Below are 15,863 nucleotides of genomic sequence, written 5' to 3'. Positions count from 1 at the left end.
CGGAAGTGACCCGGGGTGCGTCGAGTTCGGGTGAGTGCGGTTCTCGGAAGTGACCCGGGGTGCGTCGAGTTCGGGTGGGTGCGGTGGTCGGAAGTGACCCAGGGTGGGTCAGTTCGCGGTGACGGGTGCGGTGGAACTCGACGCGGGGTGGGTCAGTTCGCGGTGACGGGTGCGGTGGAACTCGACGCGGGGTGGGTCAGCCTTGTGCGGCGTCCGGATCCGGGCACCCGCGGGCTCACGGGTTGGCGGCCAGGAACAGGTAGGCCGCGAGCAGCACCAGGTGGACCCCGCCGTTGAGGGGCTTGGCGCGACCCGGCACGACGGTGAGCACGCTGACGACCACCGACAGGGCGAGCAGCACGATCTGCATCGGCTCGAGCCCGAGGGCGAGCGGGCCGTCGAGCCAGATCGAGGCGACGGCGATCGCGGGGATCGTGAGACCGATCGAGGCCATCGCTGAGCCATAGGCCAGGTTGAGGCTGGTCTGCACGTTGTCGCGCGCCGCCGCCCGCGACGCGGCGATCGACTCGGGCAGCAGCACCGTCAGCGCGATCACGACCCCGACGAACGCGCCGGGGAAGCCGACGGCGTCGACGCCGTCCTCGATCGCGGGGGAGCAGACCTTGGCGAGCCCCACGACCGCCACGAGCGCAGCGAGCAGCAGACCCAGGCTGAGCCAGGCCTGTCGTGCCGTCGGCGGGTCGGCGTGGCCGTCACCGTCGTCGTCGTGGGGGCCACGCTTGCCGGTCGCGACGGGCAGGAAGAAGTCGCGGTGCCGCACGGTCTGGGTGAAGACGAACATGCCGTAGAGCACGAGCGAGGCGACCGCGGCGAACACCAGCTGCGAGCTGGTGAACGCAGGCCCCGCCTCGTCGGTGAACCGCGGCAGCACCAGCGTCACCCCGGCCAGGGCGATCACGGTGGCGAGCGCCGACCCGGTGCCCTCGGCGTTGAAGGTCGCCAGGTGGTGCTTGACGGCGCCGACGACCAGCGACAGGCCGACGATGCCGTTGACGGTGATCATCACCGCGGCGAAGACGGTGTCGCGCGCCAGCGTGGAGGTCTCCTCGCCACCGCTGGCTATCAGGGTCACGATGAGCGCCACCTCGATGACGGTCACCGCCACCGCGAGCACCAGCGACCCGAACGGCTCGCCGACCTTGTGCGCCACCACCTCGGCGTGATGGACCGCGGCGAGCACCGCACCGACCAGGACGACGCCCACCGCCACCGACAGCGCCACCGGCAGGTAGCGGCCCCAGGTGGGCACGAGCACCGCGAGGGCGATCAGCGGGACCAGCGTGGTCCAGGCCAGCCAGTCGCGCGTGGAGTCAGGACGAGCGGCGTCGTCGCGGGCGGTGTCCTGCAACGTCTCGCTCATCCGAGCCAACTTTAGGGGGTGGTCCCTGACGTGACGGAGACCTTTACGATCGTTGCCGATGGCAACCACCGACGACACCACCGACGACACCGCGAGCCGCGCGACCGGCCAGGGCAGCGGTGTCTACACCCACGCCCAGGTCCTCACGATCCTCTCGGGGCTGCTGCTGGGGATGTTCCTCGGCGCTCTCGACCAGACGATCGTCAGCACCTCGATCCGCACGATCGCCGACGACCTCGACGGGCTCTCGGTCCAGGCGTGGGTGACCACCGCCTACCTGATCACGTCCACGATCACCACACCGATCTACGGCAAGCTCGGCGACATCTACGGCCGCAAGAAGCTGTTCATGTTCGCGATCTCGGTGTTCGTCCTCGGCTCGGTGCTCTGCACGTTCGCCACGTCGATGTACGAGCTCGCCGCCTTCCGGGCCTTCCAGGGCCTCGGCGCCGGCGGCTTGTTCACGCTGGTGCTCGCGATCATCGGCGACATCGTCTCCCCGCGCGAGCGGGCCAAGTACACCGGCTACTTCATGGCGACCTTCGGCACCTCGAGCGTGCTCGGGCCCGTCATCGGCGGCTTCTTCGCCGGCCGCACCGACATCCTCGGGGTCACCGGCTGGCGGTGGGTCTTCCTGGTCAACGTGCCCGTCGGCATCGCCGCCCTGGTCGTCGTCTCCCGCACCCTGCACCTCGACCACCAGCCCCGCCAGGCCCGGATCGACTGGTGGGGCGCCAGCGCCCTCGTCGTCGGCCTGGTCCCGCTGCTGGCCGTCGCCGAGCAGGGCCGCGAGTGGGGATGGGGGTCTGGCCGGTCGCTGCTCTGCTACGTCGTCGGCGCGCTCGGCATCACCGCGTTCGTGCTGGCCGAGAAGGCGATGGGCGACGACGCCCTGATCCCGCTGCGGCTGTTCCGCATCCGCGCCGCGGCCGTGACCATCACGGCCAGCATCGCCATCGGTGCCGCGATGTTCGGCGGCATCCTGATCCTGCCGCTCTACATGCAGGTCGTGCACGGGGCCTCGCCGACCGAGGCGGGTCTGCTGATGCTGCCCATGGTGCTCGGCCTGATGGCCGGCGCCCTGGTCTCGGGCCAGCTGATCTCGCGGACCGGCAAGACCCGGATCTTCCCGCGGGTGGGCTCGGCGCTGATCGTCGTCGCGCTGCTGCTGCTCTCGACGACGTCGGCCGACACCTCGCTGGTCGTCGTCGACCTCTTCATGCTGGTGCTCGGCCTCGGCCTGGGCAACTGCATGCAGCCGCTGCTGCTCATCATGCAGAGCGCCGTGCCGCCGTCCGAGATCGGTGTGGCCACCAGCTCGGCGACCTTCTTCCGCCAGATCGGCGGCACCATCGGCGTCGCGGTGTTCCTGTCGGTCCTGTTCTCCACCGTCGGCCCCCACATCGCCGACGAGATCGACAAGGCCTCGACCACCGGGTCCTTCCAGGCCGTCGTCGACGACCCCAACCCCACCGACCAGATGATCCTCGAGGCCGGGGGAGCGGCGTCCGGGCAGGTGCAGGACGACTCGTCCTTCATCGAGAAGCTCTCCCCGGCCCTCGCCCACCCCTTCAAGCAGGGCTTCGCCTCCTCGATGGACCTGGTGTTCCTGATGGGCGCAGGGGTCGGCCTGGTCGCCTTCCTGCTCCTGCTCCTGATGCCGTCGGTCGAGCTGCGAGCCACGTCGGCCGCCGCCGCGGTCCGGGCGACCGCGGCCCCCGAGACGTCCTAGTCCTGGCCCCTTCGGGCCTCTCCGGTTGCGGTTGGTGTGCGCACCTTCGGCGCGGTTTCCGCCTGCGGCGGGCTTGGTGCTGCGCTGGGGTGCGTGGTGGGTCGGTCGGGGTCCTCCGGCGGGGCAGGACCTGCGATCCGCAGCTGGCGACGCCGTGTCGCGCCCAGACCTGGCCTGTGGTCGGGTCGGTCCTGCGCGCCACGCCGCGCTTGACGCTCGCCGGATTGGGCTCCCACCCCACCACAGGCCCCGGCCCGCTGGGCCCCAAGCCCGCCGCAGGCGTACAACGCGCCGAAGGCCTGCACGACAACCGCAACCAAGGGACAGACCGGGCCACGGACCTCGGCCCGCGAATCGAGTGGGTGAGGCGGGCGCTCGTAGACTGCAGCCCATGTCTGCGAGCGTCTTTCCCCGTCTGGAGCCGTACCTGCCGTCGGTGTCCAAGCCGATCCAGTACGTCGGCGGTGAGCTCAACTCCACGGTCAAGGACTGGGACTGTGCCCCGGAGGGCCCGACGGTGCGTTGGGCGCTGATGTACCCCGACGCCTACGAGGTCGGGTTGCCCAACCAGGGCGTCCAGATCCTCTACGAGGTGCTCAACGAGCGCGACTGGATCGTCGCCGAGCGCACCTACGCCGTGTGGCCCGACATGGAGGCCGTGCTGCGCAAGGGTGACGCGCAGGGCCCGATCCCGCAGTTCACCGTCGACGCGCACCGCTCGGTGCGCGACTTCGACGTCTTCGGGCTGAGCTTCTCCACCGAGCTCGGCTACACCAACATGCTCAACGCCCTCGACCTCGCCGGCATCCCGCTGCACGCGGCCGACCGGACCGAGGCCGACCCGATCGTGCTCGCGGGCGGTCACGCGGCGTTCAACCCCGAACCGATCGCCGACTTCATCGACGCCGCCGTGCTCGGCGACGGCGAGGAGGTCGTGCTGGCGATCTCCGACGTCGTGCGCGAGTTCAAGACCGAGGGCGAGCCCGGCGGGCGCGACGAGCTGCTGCGTCGCCTGGCCGTCACCGGCAACATCTACGTGCCGCGCTTCTACGACGTCTCCTACGACGACACCACCGGTGCCGTCGTCGCGGTCACGCCCAACCGGCCCGGCGTCCCGCACCGCGTCACCAAGCACACGCTGATGGACCTCGACGCGTGGCCCTACCCGCGCAAGCCGCTGGTCCCGCTGGCCGAGACCGTCCACGAGAGGTTCAGCGTCGAGATCTTCCGCGGCTGCACCCGTGGCTGCCGCTTCTGCCAGGCCGGCATGATCACGAGGCCGGTGCGCGAGCGCTCGATCGAGACGATCGGGGCGATGGTCGAGAACGGCATCCGCAAGAGCGGGTTCGAGGAGGTCGGGCTGCTGTCGCTGTCGAGCGCCGACCACACCGAGATCGGCGAGCTCGCCACCGACCTGGCCGACCGCTACGAGGGCTCCAACGTCTCGCTGTCGCTGCCCAGCACCCGCGTCGACGCCTTCAACATCACGCTGGCCAACGAGTTCTCCCGCAACGGCCGCCGCTCGGGCCTCACGTTCGCCCCCGAGGGCGGCAGCGAGCGGATGCGCAAGGTGATCAACAAGATGGTCACCGAGGAGGACCTCATCCGCACCGTCGCCGCGGCGTACTCCCACGGCTGGCGCCAGGTGAAGCTCTACTTCATGGTCGGGTTGCCCACCGAGACCGACGAGGACGTCCTGCAGGTCGCCGAGCTGGCCAAGGCCGTGATCGCCAAGGGCCGCGAGGTCACCGGCAAGAACGACATCCGCTGCACCGTCTCCATCGGCGGGTTCGTGCCCAAGCCGCACACGCCGTTCCAGTGGGCCGCCCAGCTCGACGTCGAGACCACCGACGAGCGCCTGAAGAAGCTGCGCGACGTCGTGCGTGACGACAAGCGCTACGGCCGGGCCATCGGGTTCCGCTACCACGACGGCAAGCCCGGCATCGTCGAGGGACTGCTGTCGCGCGGTGACCGCCGCGTCGGCAAGGTCATCGAGGCCGTGTGGGCCGACGGCGGTCGCTTCGACGGCTGGAGCGAGCACTTCTCCTTCGAGCGCTGGATGGCGGCCGTCGAGACCGGCCTGGCCGGCACCGGCGTCGACCTCGACTGGTACACCACCCGCGAGCGCGGCTACGACGAGACCCTGCCCTGGGACCACCTCGACTCGGGCCTCGACAAGGACTGGCTGTGGGCCGACTGGGAGGACGCCCTCGCGGTCGCCGACGGCACCTCCGACGTCGAGGTCGAGGACTGCCGCTGGACCCCCTGCTACGACTGCGGCGTCTGCCCCGAGATGGGCACCGAGATCCAGATCGGCCCCACCGGGCAGCGCCTGCTGCCGCTCGCGGTCGTCTGAGGGCTCAGCCGGCGTCGAGCAGCCGCTCGTCGAGGCGGCCGTCGGCGGCGCGGACGTAGCAGACGAGCCGGTCGGTGGGGTCGATGTTGCTGGGCTCGTCGATGAGCAGGCCCCAGTCGACGTCGGTGCCACCGTCGGCGAGCCGGGCGACGTCCGCGGGGTCCATGAGGCCCGTGCAGACGCCCTCGGCGTCGTCGAGCTCGGCCGGCCCCGCGATGGCCTCGCCGACCGCCGTGGTCAGCACGATCTCCGCGTCGTGTGGGCGCGAGCAGCCGGCGGCGGTGAGGTCGATCCGGCCGGCCTGCTCGGTGAGGTCGACGCACTGCCCGGCCTGGGCGGTCTGCGGGGTCAGCGACTCGCCCTTCTCGTCGCCGCCGCCGGCCGCGAGCACGACGAAGAAGGCGACCGCCGCCACGACCAGCGCGGCGACGGCCACCTTCACACCCGTGTCGAGGCCCCGGCGCGGGGCCGGTCCTCGGTCCTCGGACACGTCGAGCGCGGGCACCGTCAGGGGAGCTGCTTCTCGGTGAAGGGCTTGCCGTCCTGGCGGGTCGCGTAGCACAGGGCGGCCTCGCCGGACGTCGGGGAGCTGTCCGCGTTGACCAGCTGGTACTCGACGTCCTCACCGAGGGCGTCGACGTCGGCGGGGTCCATCAGCGAGGTGCACAGCGCGTAGGACACGCCGGCGTCGGTGAGGTCGTCGGGGTTGCTCGGGACGAACTGCGAGGACTCCAGGTCGTCGAAGGTGCCGACCCAGGTGATCTCGCCGTCGTGGTCGCCGTCGCACGACTGGTCGGTGATCGTGACCGAGTCGTTGGTCTCGCTGCTGACGTCGAGGCACTGCCCGACCTTCGCCTCGTCGATCGAGATGACGGAGTTGGCGAAGATGACCAGCACGGCGATGAGGACGCCGCCGATGATCGTTGCCAGCAGCCCGATGATCGTCGCGGAGATGGCGGCCCACCGGCCCTTGCGCTTGCCCTGCTTGGTGCGGCTCAGGCCCACCAGACCCAGGATGAAGCCGATGAGGGACAGGCAGAACGTCAGGCTGAGGATGAACCCGATGATCGACACGGGGTCGGTCTTCTTGGGCGCCTGGTTGCCGTAGGGGTCCGTCGGGCCGGCCTGGCCGTACGGCGTCCCGTAGCCGCCACCACCCTGGCCGTAGGCCCCGGCACCGGCCGACGGGTCGGGGGCGCCGTAGGGGTTGTTGGCGGCGTTGGGGTCATAGGGATTGCTCATCGGTGCGGTCCTTAGCGCGCAGGCCCGGCTGGTCGCCGGGTCGAGGTGGACGACAGTGTGTCAGGCCCGGGCCCCCGGATCGGGCAGGATGGCGCAGGTGCGGCACATCACCGACACGGAGCGTCGGGACCGGCTCGCGCGTCGCCATGCCGTCGCCCCGTGGTCGCGGGTCGCCGACGCGGAGGCGGCGACGCGGGCGATGACCGTGCTGCACTCCACCGAGCCGGCCACGGTCTACCTGTCCTGCTGGGCCCGCGTCGACGCCCTGACGGTCGCCGACGTCGACCGGGCGCTGTTCGAGGACCGCACGCTGGTCAAGCAGCTGGCGATGCGCCGCACCCTCTTCGTCTTCCCGCGCGACCTGCTCGCCGCGGCCTGGGGGAGTGCCTCGGCGCGGGTCGCCGACGCCGAGCTCAAGCGGATGGCCAAGGACGTCGCGAAGGCCGGTCTCGCCGGCGACGGCGCACGGTGGGTGCTCGACGCCCGGGCGGCGATCCTGGCCGAGATAGGTCGCGAGACCGGGGGCCTGACCGCCGCCGAGCTCCGCGAACGTCTGCCCGAGGTCGCGGTCTCCTTCGACGTCACGGCGGGGTCGGTGTGGAACCACGGTCGCCTGCTCACCCACCTCGGCCTGACCGCCGACCTGGTCCGCGGCACCAACACCCAGCACTGGCGGGTCTCGCGCCCCCGCTGGACCCTCATGACCGACTGGCTCGGCGAGACGCCGCAGCCGCTCCCGCTCGCGCAGGGGTACGCCGAGATCGTGGGCCGGTGGCTGCGCACCTTCGGGCCCGGTACCGAGGACGACCTGGTCTGGTGGCTGGGCGGCACCAAGGCAGCCGTGCGCGCGGCCCTGGCCGCCGTGGACGCCGTCGCGGTGTCCCTCGACGGCGGCGCGACCGGCTGGGTGCTGCCCGACGACGTCGACCCGGTCGTCGAGGACCGCGCGGCCGGGTCGTGGGCGGCGCTGCTGCCGGTGCTCGACCCGACGGTGATGGGGTGGAAGCAGCGCGCCTGGTACCTCGGCGAGCACGGTCCCGCCCTGTTCGACCGCAACGGCAACGCCGGCACGACCGCCTGGGTCGACGGTCGCGCCGTCGGCTGCTGGGTCCAGGACGACGACGGCGTGGTCTCGGTGCACCTGCTCGAGGACGTCCCCGCCGCGGCCCGCCGGGCCCTCGACGTCGAGAGCGCCCGGCTCACCGCCTGGCTCGACGGTACCCGCGTGAGCACCGTCTACCCCAGTCCGGCGATGAAGGCCGCCCGCGCGGCCCTCTGAGCGTCGGTGAGCGCCGATCCGACGACGGCGGCGACGTACGGCTACGGTTTCCTCCCGTGAGTCGACAGCCCCCCGAGCAGCAGCTGCCGCCGGTCCAACGGCTCCGGGTGCGCTACGCCAAGCGCGGCCGGCTGCGCTTCACCAGCCACCGCGACTTCAGCCGCGCCTTCGAGCGGGCGGTGTTCCGGGCCCGGGTGCCGATGGCCTACTCCTCGGGCTTCAACCCCCACCCCCGCATCTCGTACGCCGGCGCCGCCCCCACCGGGTCGGCCAGCGAGGCCGAGTACCTCGAGATCGCGCTCGCCGAGGTCGTCGACCCCGTCGCCGTGCACGAGCTGCTCGAGGAGGCGCTGCCCGACGGGCTCGACGTGATCGAGGTGGTCGACGCCGCCACCCTGCCGCCCGGCAGCCTGGCCGACCTGCTCACCGCGAGCCGGTGGACCATCGACACCGTGGCCGAGCCCGCCGCCGCCCGGGCCGCGGTCGCGGCGTTCCTGGCCGAGGAGTCCGTCGTGGTCGAGCGGATGACCAAGAAGGGCCTGCGCGAGTTCGACTGCCGGGCCGCCGTGGTCTCGCTCGAGGTCGCCGACACCACCGACAGCACCGACACCGCCCGCCTCGACCTGGTGCTGCAGCACGGGGTCCCGTCGGTGCGTCCCGACGACGTCCTCACCGGCCTGACCCGGCTGACCGGGCTCGAGATCGGCCCCGCACCGCTGCTCACCCGCCTGCAGCAGGGCCCCTTCGACGCCGCCGACGGCACGGTCGGGGACCCCTTCCGGCGCTGAGCCCGCAGCCGGTCACCGGCACCTGCGGGGACGTCGCCGACGCGTCCGGGATCACACTGGCCGCAGAGCGGTGTGCGATACTCGGCCCCGACGGCTCCTCCGCCGCCCCGGCAGACCGGGACGGCACGGTGGGGAAGTTCGTCGCCAGACCGCGACGCGGTCCTGGGCCCGGTGACAGCGGACCCGGGCGCGACCGCGGCAGGCGGGGACAGCCCCAGCGTCGCACCGCGGGTGGTGTCGCCGAACACCAGACTTCGTGGCGTCCCGTGCCCGCACGGGGGTGCCACCAGACAGCCCGGCCTTCGCCGGGCGAGGAGCAGCACATGGCTGACGACGACATCCAGGACGTCCCCGCAGCGGCCCAGGGCGGCGAGGTTCCGAGCGACACGCCGAGCGACACGCCGGCCGAGGCGCCCGCCAAGAAGACGGCCGCCAAGCGCGCGCCGGCCAAGAAGGCCGCCACCAAGAAGACGACCGCCAAGAAGGCCACGGCCAAGAAGGCCGCTCACGCCGACCCGGTGACGGACCCGGGGACGGACCCGGTGACGGACCCCGCCGGGGAGCCGGTGACCTCCTCGAGCGACGCCGAGATCGTGGCCGCAGCGGGCCCGGTCGAGGCCAAGCCGGCCAAGAAGACCGCCAAGAAGGCCGCGGCCAAGAAGACGACGGCCAAGAAGGCCAGCACCAAGAAGACCGCCGAGACCGCCGGGTCGGACGCGGCGGACGCGGCAGGGTCCAGCTCCTCGCTGGAGACCTCGACCGACACGACCGACACGGCCGAGACGGCCGACTCGGGCACGATGCCGCTGTTCCAGGCCCCCGTGGTGGTCCCCGCCAAGCGCACCCGCACCCGCAAGGCCGCCGCACCGGTCGAGCCCGTCGTCGAGCCCACGCTCGAGGACGCCGTCGAGGATGCCGACGAGGAGACCCCCGTCGAGGCCGACGCCGTCGCGGAGACCCCGGCCGAGGAGCCGGTGGCCGACGAGACCGCGACCGAGGACGCCGACGACACCGCCGACGACACCGACACGGCCGAGGACGACTCCGAGGACGAGACCGACTCCGACCACGAGGACGGTGACACCGGCCCGCGCCGCCGTCGTCGTCGCGGGGGTCGCCGTCGTCGTCGTTCGGGCTCCGGGTCCGGGTCCGCCGACGGCGAGGCCGACGGCGAGGCCGCCTCCGACGACGAGGCGGCCGAGTCCTCCGCCGGCGAGCAGGAGACCGGTGACGACAGCGGCTCCGGCGACGCCGCCGACCACGACGCTGACGGCTCCGAGGGCACGTCCACGCGCCGCCGCCGCAAGCGCCGCCGCGAGGGCGAGGACGCCGGCGGCGACGAGGCCGGCACCACCACCCGCGTACGCCGGGCCCGCTCACCCGAGGACGAGATCACCTCGATCCAGGGCTCGACCCGGCTCGAGGCCAAGAAGCAGCGCCGCCGCGACGGCCGCGAGGCCGGCCGCCGCCGCGCCCCGATCGTCAGCGAGGCCGAGTTCCTGGCCCGCCGCGAGTCGGTCGAGCGGGTCATGGTCGTGCGCCAGCGCGACGAGCTGACCCAGATCGGCGTCCTCGAGGACAAGGTCCTCGTCGAGCACTACGTCGCCCGCGAGTCGCAGACCTCGCTCATCGGCAACATCTACCTCGGCCGCGTCCAGAACGTCCTGCCCTCCATGGAGGCGGCGTTCATCGACATCGGCAAGGGCCGCAACGCGGTCCTCTACGCCGGCGAGGTCAACTGGTCGCAGCTGGGCCACAAGGACGGCAACCCCCGCAAGATCGAGTCGGTCCTGTCCTCGGGCCAGACCATCCTGGTGCAGGTCAGCAAGGACCCCGTCGGCCACAAGGGCGCCCGCCTGACCAGCCAGATCAGCCTGGCCGGCCGCTTCCTGGTCTACGTGCCCGACGGCACGACGTCCGGCATCTCCCGCAAGCTGCCCGACACCGAGCGCAACCGCCTCAAGAACCTCCTCAAGGAGGTCGTCCCGTCGACGGCCGGCGTCATCGTGCGTACCGCCGCCGAGGGGGCCAGCGAGGAGGAGCTCACCCAGGACGTCGAGCGGCTCAAGGCGCGCTGGGAGGAGATCGAGGCCAAGGCCAAGGGCCGCGGCGGCAACCCGCAGCTCCTGCACGGTGAGCCCGACCTGACCCTCAAGGTCGTGCGCGACCTCTTCACCGAGGACTTCGCCAAGCTCGTCATCCAGGGCGACGACGCCTGGGACCTCGTGCGCGGCTACGTCGACGACATGGCGCCCGACCTGGCCGACCGCCTGGAGAAGTACGAGCTCGACGACCACCAGGGCGTCGACCTGTTCTCGACCTACCGGGTCGACGAGCAGATCGCCAAGGCCCTGGACCGCAAGGTGTTCCTGCCGTCGGGTGGCTCGCTGGTCATCGACCGCACCGAGGCCATGACCGTGGTCGACGTCAACACCGGCAAGTTCACCGGCTCCGGGGGCAACCTCGAGGAGACCGTCACCAAGAACAACCTCGAGGCGGCCGAGGAGGTCGTGCGCCAGCTCCGGCTGCGTGACATCGGCGGCATCATCGTCGTCGACTTCATCGACATGGTCCTCGAAGCCAACCGTGACCTCGTGCTGCGCCGGATGGTCGAGTGTCTGGGGCGCGACCGCACCCGCCACCAGGTCGCCGAGGTCACCTCGCTCGGACTGGTGCAGATGACGCGCAAGCGGATCGGCACCGGCCTGCTCGAGGCCTTCAGTGAGGACTGCGACCACTGCCGCGGTCGCGGCGTGGTCGTGCACGACATGCCCGTCGAGCCCAAGCGAGGCTCCTCCGACGACGGCAACGGCGGCGGCAACCGCGGTGGCAACCGTGGTGGCGGTGACCGCAACGCCGACCGCACCCACGACCGCACCCACGACCGCACCCACGACCGCGGTGCCGAGCCGGCCGCCGGCCCGGCCGGTGACGGTGAGCGTCGCAGCGGACGTCGTCGCGGCGGACGTGGTCGGGGCGACGACGCCCCGGCGGCCGCGCCCGTGGCCCCGGTCGCGGCGCACAAGCCGACCCCGGCCGAGTTCGCGGCGATGGCCAAGGCCGAGACGCACAAGGAGGAGGCCGACGCGGCAGCCGCCCTGGCGGCGCAGGACTCCGTCGACGTGACCGGGCCCGCCGAGCCCCCCGAGCCCGCCGCGGAGGTCGTCGCGGCCCCCGAGCCCGCCCCCGAGCCCGAGGCGGAGCCTGCCGCGGCGGCCGAGCCCGTGGCCCCGGCCGAGCCCAAGGTCGTCACCCGGACCCGCCGCGGCGTCAGCCGCACGGTCACCACGACCGCCCCGGTCGCCCCGGTGGAGGTCGTCGTGGCCGCCGCCGCACCCGTGGCCGCCCCCGAGACGGCCCCGGCGCCGCCGAAGGTCGTCACCCGCACCCGCGGAGGCGCCCGGCGTACGACGAGCACGGCCGCGGCCAGCGAGGCGCCCGCCGAGGACACCGACCCGGCCGACGAGTCCGGGCTGCACGTCCCGGTCAAGCGCCGCAAGCGGTGAACGCAAAGTGGCCCGGCGGCATTTTGCCGTCGGTCCACCGGATCCGTACGATGGTCCCTTGTGCGTCCGACAACGGTCGTACCCCTGCCCGGCACCCACCCTCGATGATCATCGAGTCGGGGGAGCTGGCCGTGCCGCAGGAACCCAGTGCTTCAACCCAGTGCTTATCAGTGACAGACGAAGGAGACCGCGGTGTACGCGATCGTGCGCGCAGGCGCGAAGCAGCAGAAGGTCGCTGTGGGCGACGTCATCGAGATCGACCTGGTCACGACGCCCGTGGGTGACACGCTGTCCCTCCCGGTCGTGATGACCGTCGACGGCGAGACCGTCAAGGCCACCGGCCTCGACAAGGCCTCGGTGACCGTCGAGGTCCTCGGCGGCACCAAGGGCCCCAAGATCGTCATCCAGAAGTACAAGAACAAGACCGGCTACAAGAAGCGCCAGGGTCACCGCCAGAAGTACACCCAGGTGCGCGTCACCGACATCAGCGCCTGACACCGCTGACCTCCACCTGACCTCCGCCTGACACTGAACTCGAAGGACTACCGACATGGCACACAAGAAGGGCGCGGCGTCCACCAAGAACGGCCGCGACTCCAACTCCCAGCGCCTCGGCGTCAAGCGCTTCGGCGGCCAGCTGGTCAACGCGGGCGAGATCATCGTCCGCCAGCGCGGCACCCACTTCCACCCCGGGAGCGGCGTCGGCCGCGGCGGTGACGACACCCTCTTCGCGCTGCAGCCCGGCGCCGTCGAGTTCGGTGTCAAGCGCGGTCGCCGCGTGATCAACATCGTGCCGTCGGAGTGATCTGACGCTCACCCAGCACCACCTCACCACCACGACAGGGCGTCCCGCGACGGGGCGCCCTTCGCGGTTTTCTCGAGTCATTCACCACCCAGGAGCAACACCATGGCCGTCCCCACGTTCGTCGACCGCGTGACACTGCACGTCAGCGCGGGTCGCGGCGGGCACGGGGTCGCCTCCGTCCACCGCGAGAAGTTCAAGCCGCTCGGTGGCCCCGACGGCGGCAACGGCGGGCCGGGCGGCTCGGTGATCCTGCGCGTCGACCCCGACGTCACGACGCTGGTCGACTACCACCACAGCCCGCACCGCAAGGCCGAGCACGGCGGTCACGGCGCCGGCTCCCACAAGAACGGCGGCCACGGGGCCGACCTCGTGCTGCCGGTGCCCAGCGGCACCGTCGTGAGCCTCAAGACCGGTGAGCTGGTGGCCGACCTCGTCGGCCCCGGCACCGAGCTCGTCGTCGCCGAGGGTGGTCGCGGTGGCCTCGGCAACGCCGCCCTGGCCAGCGCCAAGCGCAAGGCGCCCGGGTTCGCACTGCTCGGCGAGCCCGGCGACGAGGTCGAGGTCGTCCTCGAGCTCAAGGTCGTCGCCGACATCGGCCTGGTGGGCTTCCCCAGCGCCGGCAAGTCGAGCCTGATCGCGTCGATCTCACGGGCGCGGCCCAAGATCGCCGACTACCCCTTCACGACGCTGGTGCCCAACCTCGGGGTCGTGACCGCGGGCGAGACGACGTTCACCGTCGCCGACGTGCCCGGTCTCATCGAGGGCGCCAGCGACGGTCGCGGCCTGGGCCACGACTTCCTGCGCCACGTCGAGCGGTGCGCCGCCCTGGTCCACGTGCTCGACACCGCGACCCTCGAGCCGGGCCGCAACCCGGTCGACGACCTCGACGTCATCGAGCGCGAGCTCAGCCGCTACGGCGGCCTCGACGACCGCCCGCGCCTGGTCGCGCTCAACAAGGTCGACGTGCCCGACGGTCGCGACATCTCCGACATGGTGATCGACGAGCTGACCGCGCGCGGGCTGCGGGTGTTCCCCGTGTCGGCCGCCTCGGGTGAGGGCACCCGGGCGCTGACCTTCGCGATGGCCGAGATCGTGCTCGCCGCGCGGGTCGAGGCGGCCGAGGAGGTCGCCACCCGCATCGTGCTGCGCCCGCCGAGCGCCGACGGCGCCGGCGACTTCACCGTCACCCAGACCGGCGAGGGCTGGCGCGTGCGCGGCCACAAGCCGGAGCGCTGGGTGCGCCAGACCGACTTCAGCAACGACGAGGCCGTCGGCTTCCTCGCCGACCGGCTCAACCGCCTGGGGGTCGAGAAGAAGCTGGTCGAGCTCGGCGCCGTCGAGGGCGACACCGTCCTGATCGGTCACCCCGACAACTCCGTGGTCTTCGACTTCAAGCCCGGCCTCGACGCCGGTGCCGAGAACCTCGCCCGGCGTGGCGAGGACGTCCGGATGCGCGAGGAGCGTGCGGCGGTCGGACGGCGCCGCGCGATCCAGGAGAACATGCCGGACCGCTCCGAGACCGAGACGCGTGCCGACGTGGCCCGTCGTCTCGACAAGCCCGAGGTCTACGGGCCGACGTCCTACGAGATCGGGTCGGCCGACGACCCCGACTGGGCCGAGGAAGACCCCGGTGCCGGGGCCTGAGGTCCGGCGCGAGGTCACAGAGGCGCGCCGGGTCGTCGTCAAGGTCGGCTCGTCGTCGCTGACCACCGCCCAGGGCGGGCTCGACCCCGACCGCCTGCGCGCGCTGGTCGACGTCCTCGCCGGGCTGCGGGCGCGCGGCGCCGAGGTCGTGCTCGTCTCGTCGGGCGCGATCGCCGCGGGGCTCGCCCCGCTCGGTCTCAAGCGCCGTCCCTCGGGCCTGGCCGCGCAGCAGGCCGCCGCCGCCGTGGGCCAGGGACTGCTGGTGCACCGCTACACCGCCGAGCTGGCCCGTCACGACATCGTGGCCGGACAGGTGCTGCTCACCATCGACGACGTCGGCCGCCGGGCCCACCACCGCAACGCGCACCAGACCTTCGTCAAGCTCCTCGAGCTGGGCGTGCTGCCGATCGTCAACGAGAACGACACCGTGGCGACAACCGAGATCCGCTTCGGTGACAACGACCGGCTGGCCGCGCTCGTGGCACACCTGGTCCACGCCGACCTGCTCGTGCTGCTGTCCGACGTCGACGGCCTCTACGACGGCCACCCCGACGACCCTGCCAGCAGCCTGGTCGCGGAGGTGTCGGTCGACGCCGACCTCGACGGCGTGCGCATCGGCGGCACCGGGTCGGCCGGGGTCGGCACCGGCGGCATGCAGACCAAGGTCGAGGCGGCCCGGATCGCCACCGGCGCCGGGATCCCCGTCGTCCTCACCTCCGCCGCGCGGGCCGGCGACGCCCTGGCCGGGGACCCGGTCGGCACCCTGTTCCGCCCGACCGGTCGCCGGCGGCCGATCCGGCTGCTGTGGCTGGCCCACGTCACCGAGGCCCACGGGGTGCTGAGCCTCGACCCGGGCGCGGTCCGCGCGGTCGTCGAACGCCGCGCGTCGCTGCTCGCGGCCGGCGTCACCGCGGTGACGGGGCGGTTCGTGGCCGGTGACCCGGTCGACCTCGCCGACCTCGACGGCCGGGTCGTGGCCCGGGGCCTGGTCAACTTCGACGCCGACGAGCTGCCGGCGCTGCTGGGCCGCTCCAGCCGCGAGCTCGGACGCGACCTGGGCTCGGCGTACGAGCGCGAGGTCGTGCACCGCGACGACCTCGTCCTGCTGTGACCTGATCCTCTCGGTCGTT

General features: G+C 72.4%; 11 protein-coding genes and 1 pseudogene. 9 read left to right on the top strand and 3 right to left on the bottom strand.

Annotated features, from left to right (window positions below):
• Positions 1–235 precede the first annotated feature (235 nt).
• Positions 236–1,381 (bottom strand): calcium:cation antiporter, encoded by a 1,146-nt coding sequence (locus FZC61_RS11920; RefSeq protein ID WP_148614372.1) that lies wholly within the window; start codon positions 1,379–1,381, stop codon positions 236–238.
• Positions 1,382–1,439: 58 nt separating this feature from the next.
• Between FZC61_RS11920 and FZC61_RS11915 the strand changes: the two genes are divergently transcribed.
• Entirely contained in the window at positions 1,440–3,113 is a 1,674-nt protein-coding gene (locus FZC61_RS11915; RefSeq protein WP_148614371.1) for an MDR family MFS transporter, read from the top strand.
• Positions 3,114–3,504: 391 nt separating this feature from the next.
• Positions 3,505–5,469, top strand: a complete 1,965-nt coding sequence (locus tag FZC61_RS11910) for a TIGR03960 family B12-binding radical SAM protein (protein ID WP_148614370.1) — start codon at positions 3,505–3,507, stop codon at positions 5,467–5,469.
• Positions 5,470–5,473: 4 nt separating this feature from the next.
• On the opposite strand, the gene FZC61_RS11905 is transcribed toward FZC61_RS11910, so the two are convergent.
• Together FZC61_RS11905 and FZC61_RS11900 are read right to left on the bottom strand one after the other, a co-directional pair.
• Complete coding sequence (locus FZC61_RS11905) at positions 5,474–5,974, bottom strand: hypothetical protein (RefSeq protein WP_148614369.1); 501 nt, start codon at positions 5,972–5,974, stop codon at positions 5,474–5,476.
• Between the two features lie 2 nt (positions 5,975–5,976).
• Positions 5,977–6,711 (bottom strand): DUF4190 domain-containing protein, encoded by a 735-nt coding sequence (locus FZC61_RS11900; protein ID WP_148614368.1) that lies wholly within the window; start codon positions 6,709–6,711, stop codon positions 5,977–5,979.
• A gap of 97 nt (positions 6,712–6,808) precedes the next feature.
• Here FZC61_RS11900 and FZC61_RS11895 point away from each other — a divergent pair, with 97 nt between their 5' ends.
• From FZC61_RS11895 to proB, 7 genes and pseudogenes are all read left to right on the top strand, one after another.
• Positions 6,809–7,990: a winged helix DNA-binding domain-containing protein gene (locus FZC61_RS11895; protein WP_148614367.1), complete on the top strand. Its 1,182-nt coding sequence runs from the start codon at positions 6,809–6,811 to the stop codon at positions 7,988–7,990.
• Positions 7,991–8,046: 56 nt separating this feature from the next.
• Positions 8,047–8,778, top strand: coding sequence for a TIGR03936 family radical SAM-associated protein (locus FZC61_RS11890; RefSeq protein ID WP_211357215.1), 732 nt, complete (start codon positions 8,047–8,049; stop codon positions 8,776–8,778).
• Between the two features lie 590 nt (positions 8,779–9,368).
• Positions 9,369–11,642: pseudogene (locus FZC61_RS11885) on the top strand (Rne/Rng family ribonuclease); the annotation flags it as partial.
• Between the two features lie 834 nt (positions 11,643–12,476).
• Positions 12,477–12,779 carry a 50S ribosomal protein L21 gene (gene rplU, locus FZC61_RS11880; RefSeq protein ID WP_148614365.1) on the top strand — a complete coding sequence of 101 codons (303 nt, stop codon included), beginning with the start codon at positions 12,477–12,479 and terminating at the stop codon, positions 12,777–12,779.
• A 55-nt stretch (positions 12,780–12,834) separates the two neighbouring features.
• Positions 12,835–13,089 carry a 50S ribosomal protein L27 gene (gene rpmA / locus FZC61_RS11875; RefSeq protein ID WP_148614364.1) on the top strand — a complete coding sequence of 85 codons (255 nt, stop codon included), beginning with the start codon at positions 12,835–12,837 and terminating at the stop codon, positions 13,087–13,089.
• 102 nt (positions 13,090–13,191) lie between these two features.
• Positions 13,192–14,733, top strand: coding sequence for a GTPase ObgE (gene obgE / locus FZC61_RS11870; protein ID WP_148614363.1), 1,542 nt, complete (start codon positions 13,192–13,194; stop codon positions 14,731–14,733).
• On the top strand, positions 14,720–15,844 hold the full coding sequence (proB, locus tag FZC61_RS11865) for a glutamate 5-kinase (protein ID WP_148614362.1): 1,125 nt from the start codon (positions 14,720–14,722) through the stop codon (positions 15,842–15,844). Before obgE ends, proB begins: the two co-directional genes overlap by 14 nt.
• Positions 15,845–15,863 lie beyond the last annotated feature (19 nt).

This window comes from Nocardioides rubriscoriae (assembly GCF_008087085.1).
GTDB classification, from domain to species: domain Bacteria; phylum Actinomycetota; class Actinomycetes; order Propionibacteriales; family Nocardioidaceae; genus Nocardioides; species Nocardioides rubriscoriae.
The sequence above is the reverse complement of the archived record's forward strand: the minus strand, read 5'-3'. Positions and strand labels throughout refer to the sequence as shown.

Coding starts and splice junctions, on each gene's coding strand:
- FZC61_RS11915 (WP_148614371.1), top strand. CDS start 1,440: ATGGCAACCACCGACGACACCACCGACGACACCGCGAGCCGCGCGACC.
- rpmA (WP_148614364.1), top strand. CDS start 12,835: ATGGCACACAAGAAGGGCGCGGCGTCCACCAAGAACGGCCGCGACTCC.
- FZC61_RS11900 (WP_148614368.1), bottom strand. CDS start 6,711: ATGAGCAATCCCTATGACCCCAACGCCGCCAACAACCCCTACGGCGCC.
- obgE (WP_148614363.1), top strand. CDS start 13,192: ATGGCCGTCCCCACGTTCGTCGACCGCGTGACACTGCACGTCAGCGCG.
- FZC61_RS11920 (WP_148614372.1), bottom strand. CDS start 1,381: ATGAGCGAGACGTTGCAGGACACCGCCCGCGACGACGCCGCTCGTCCT.
- FZC61_RS11910 (WP_148614370.1), top strand. CDS start 3,505: ATGTCTGCGAGCGTCTTTCCCCGTCTGGAGCCGTACCTGCCGTCGGTG.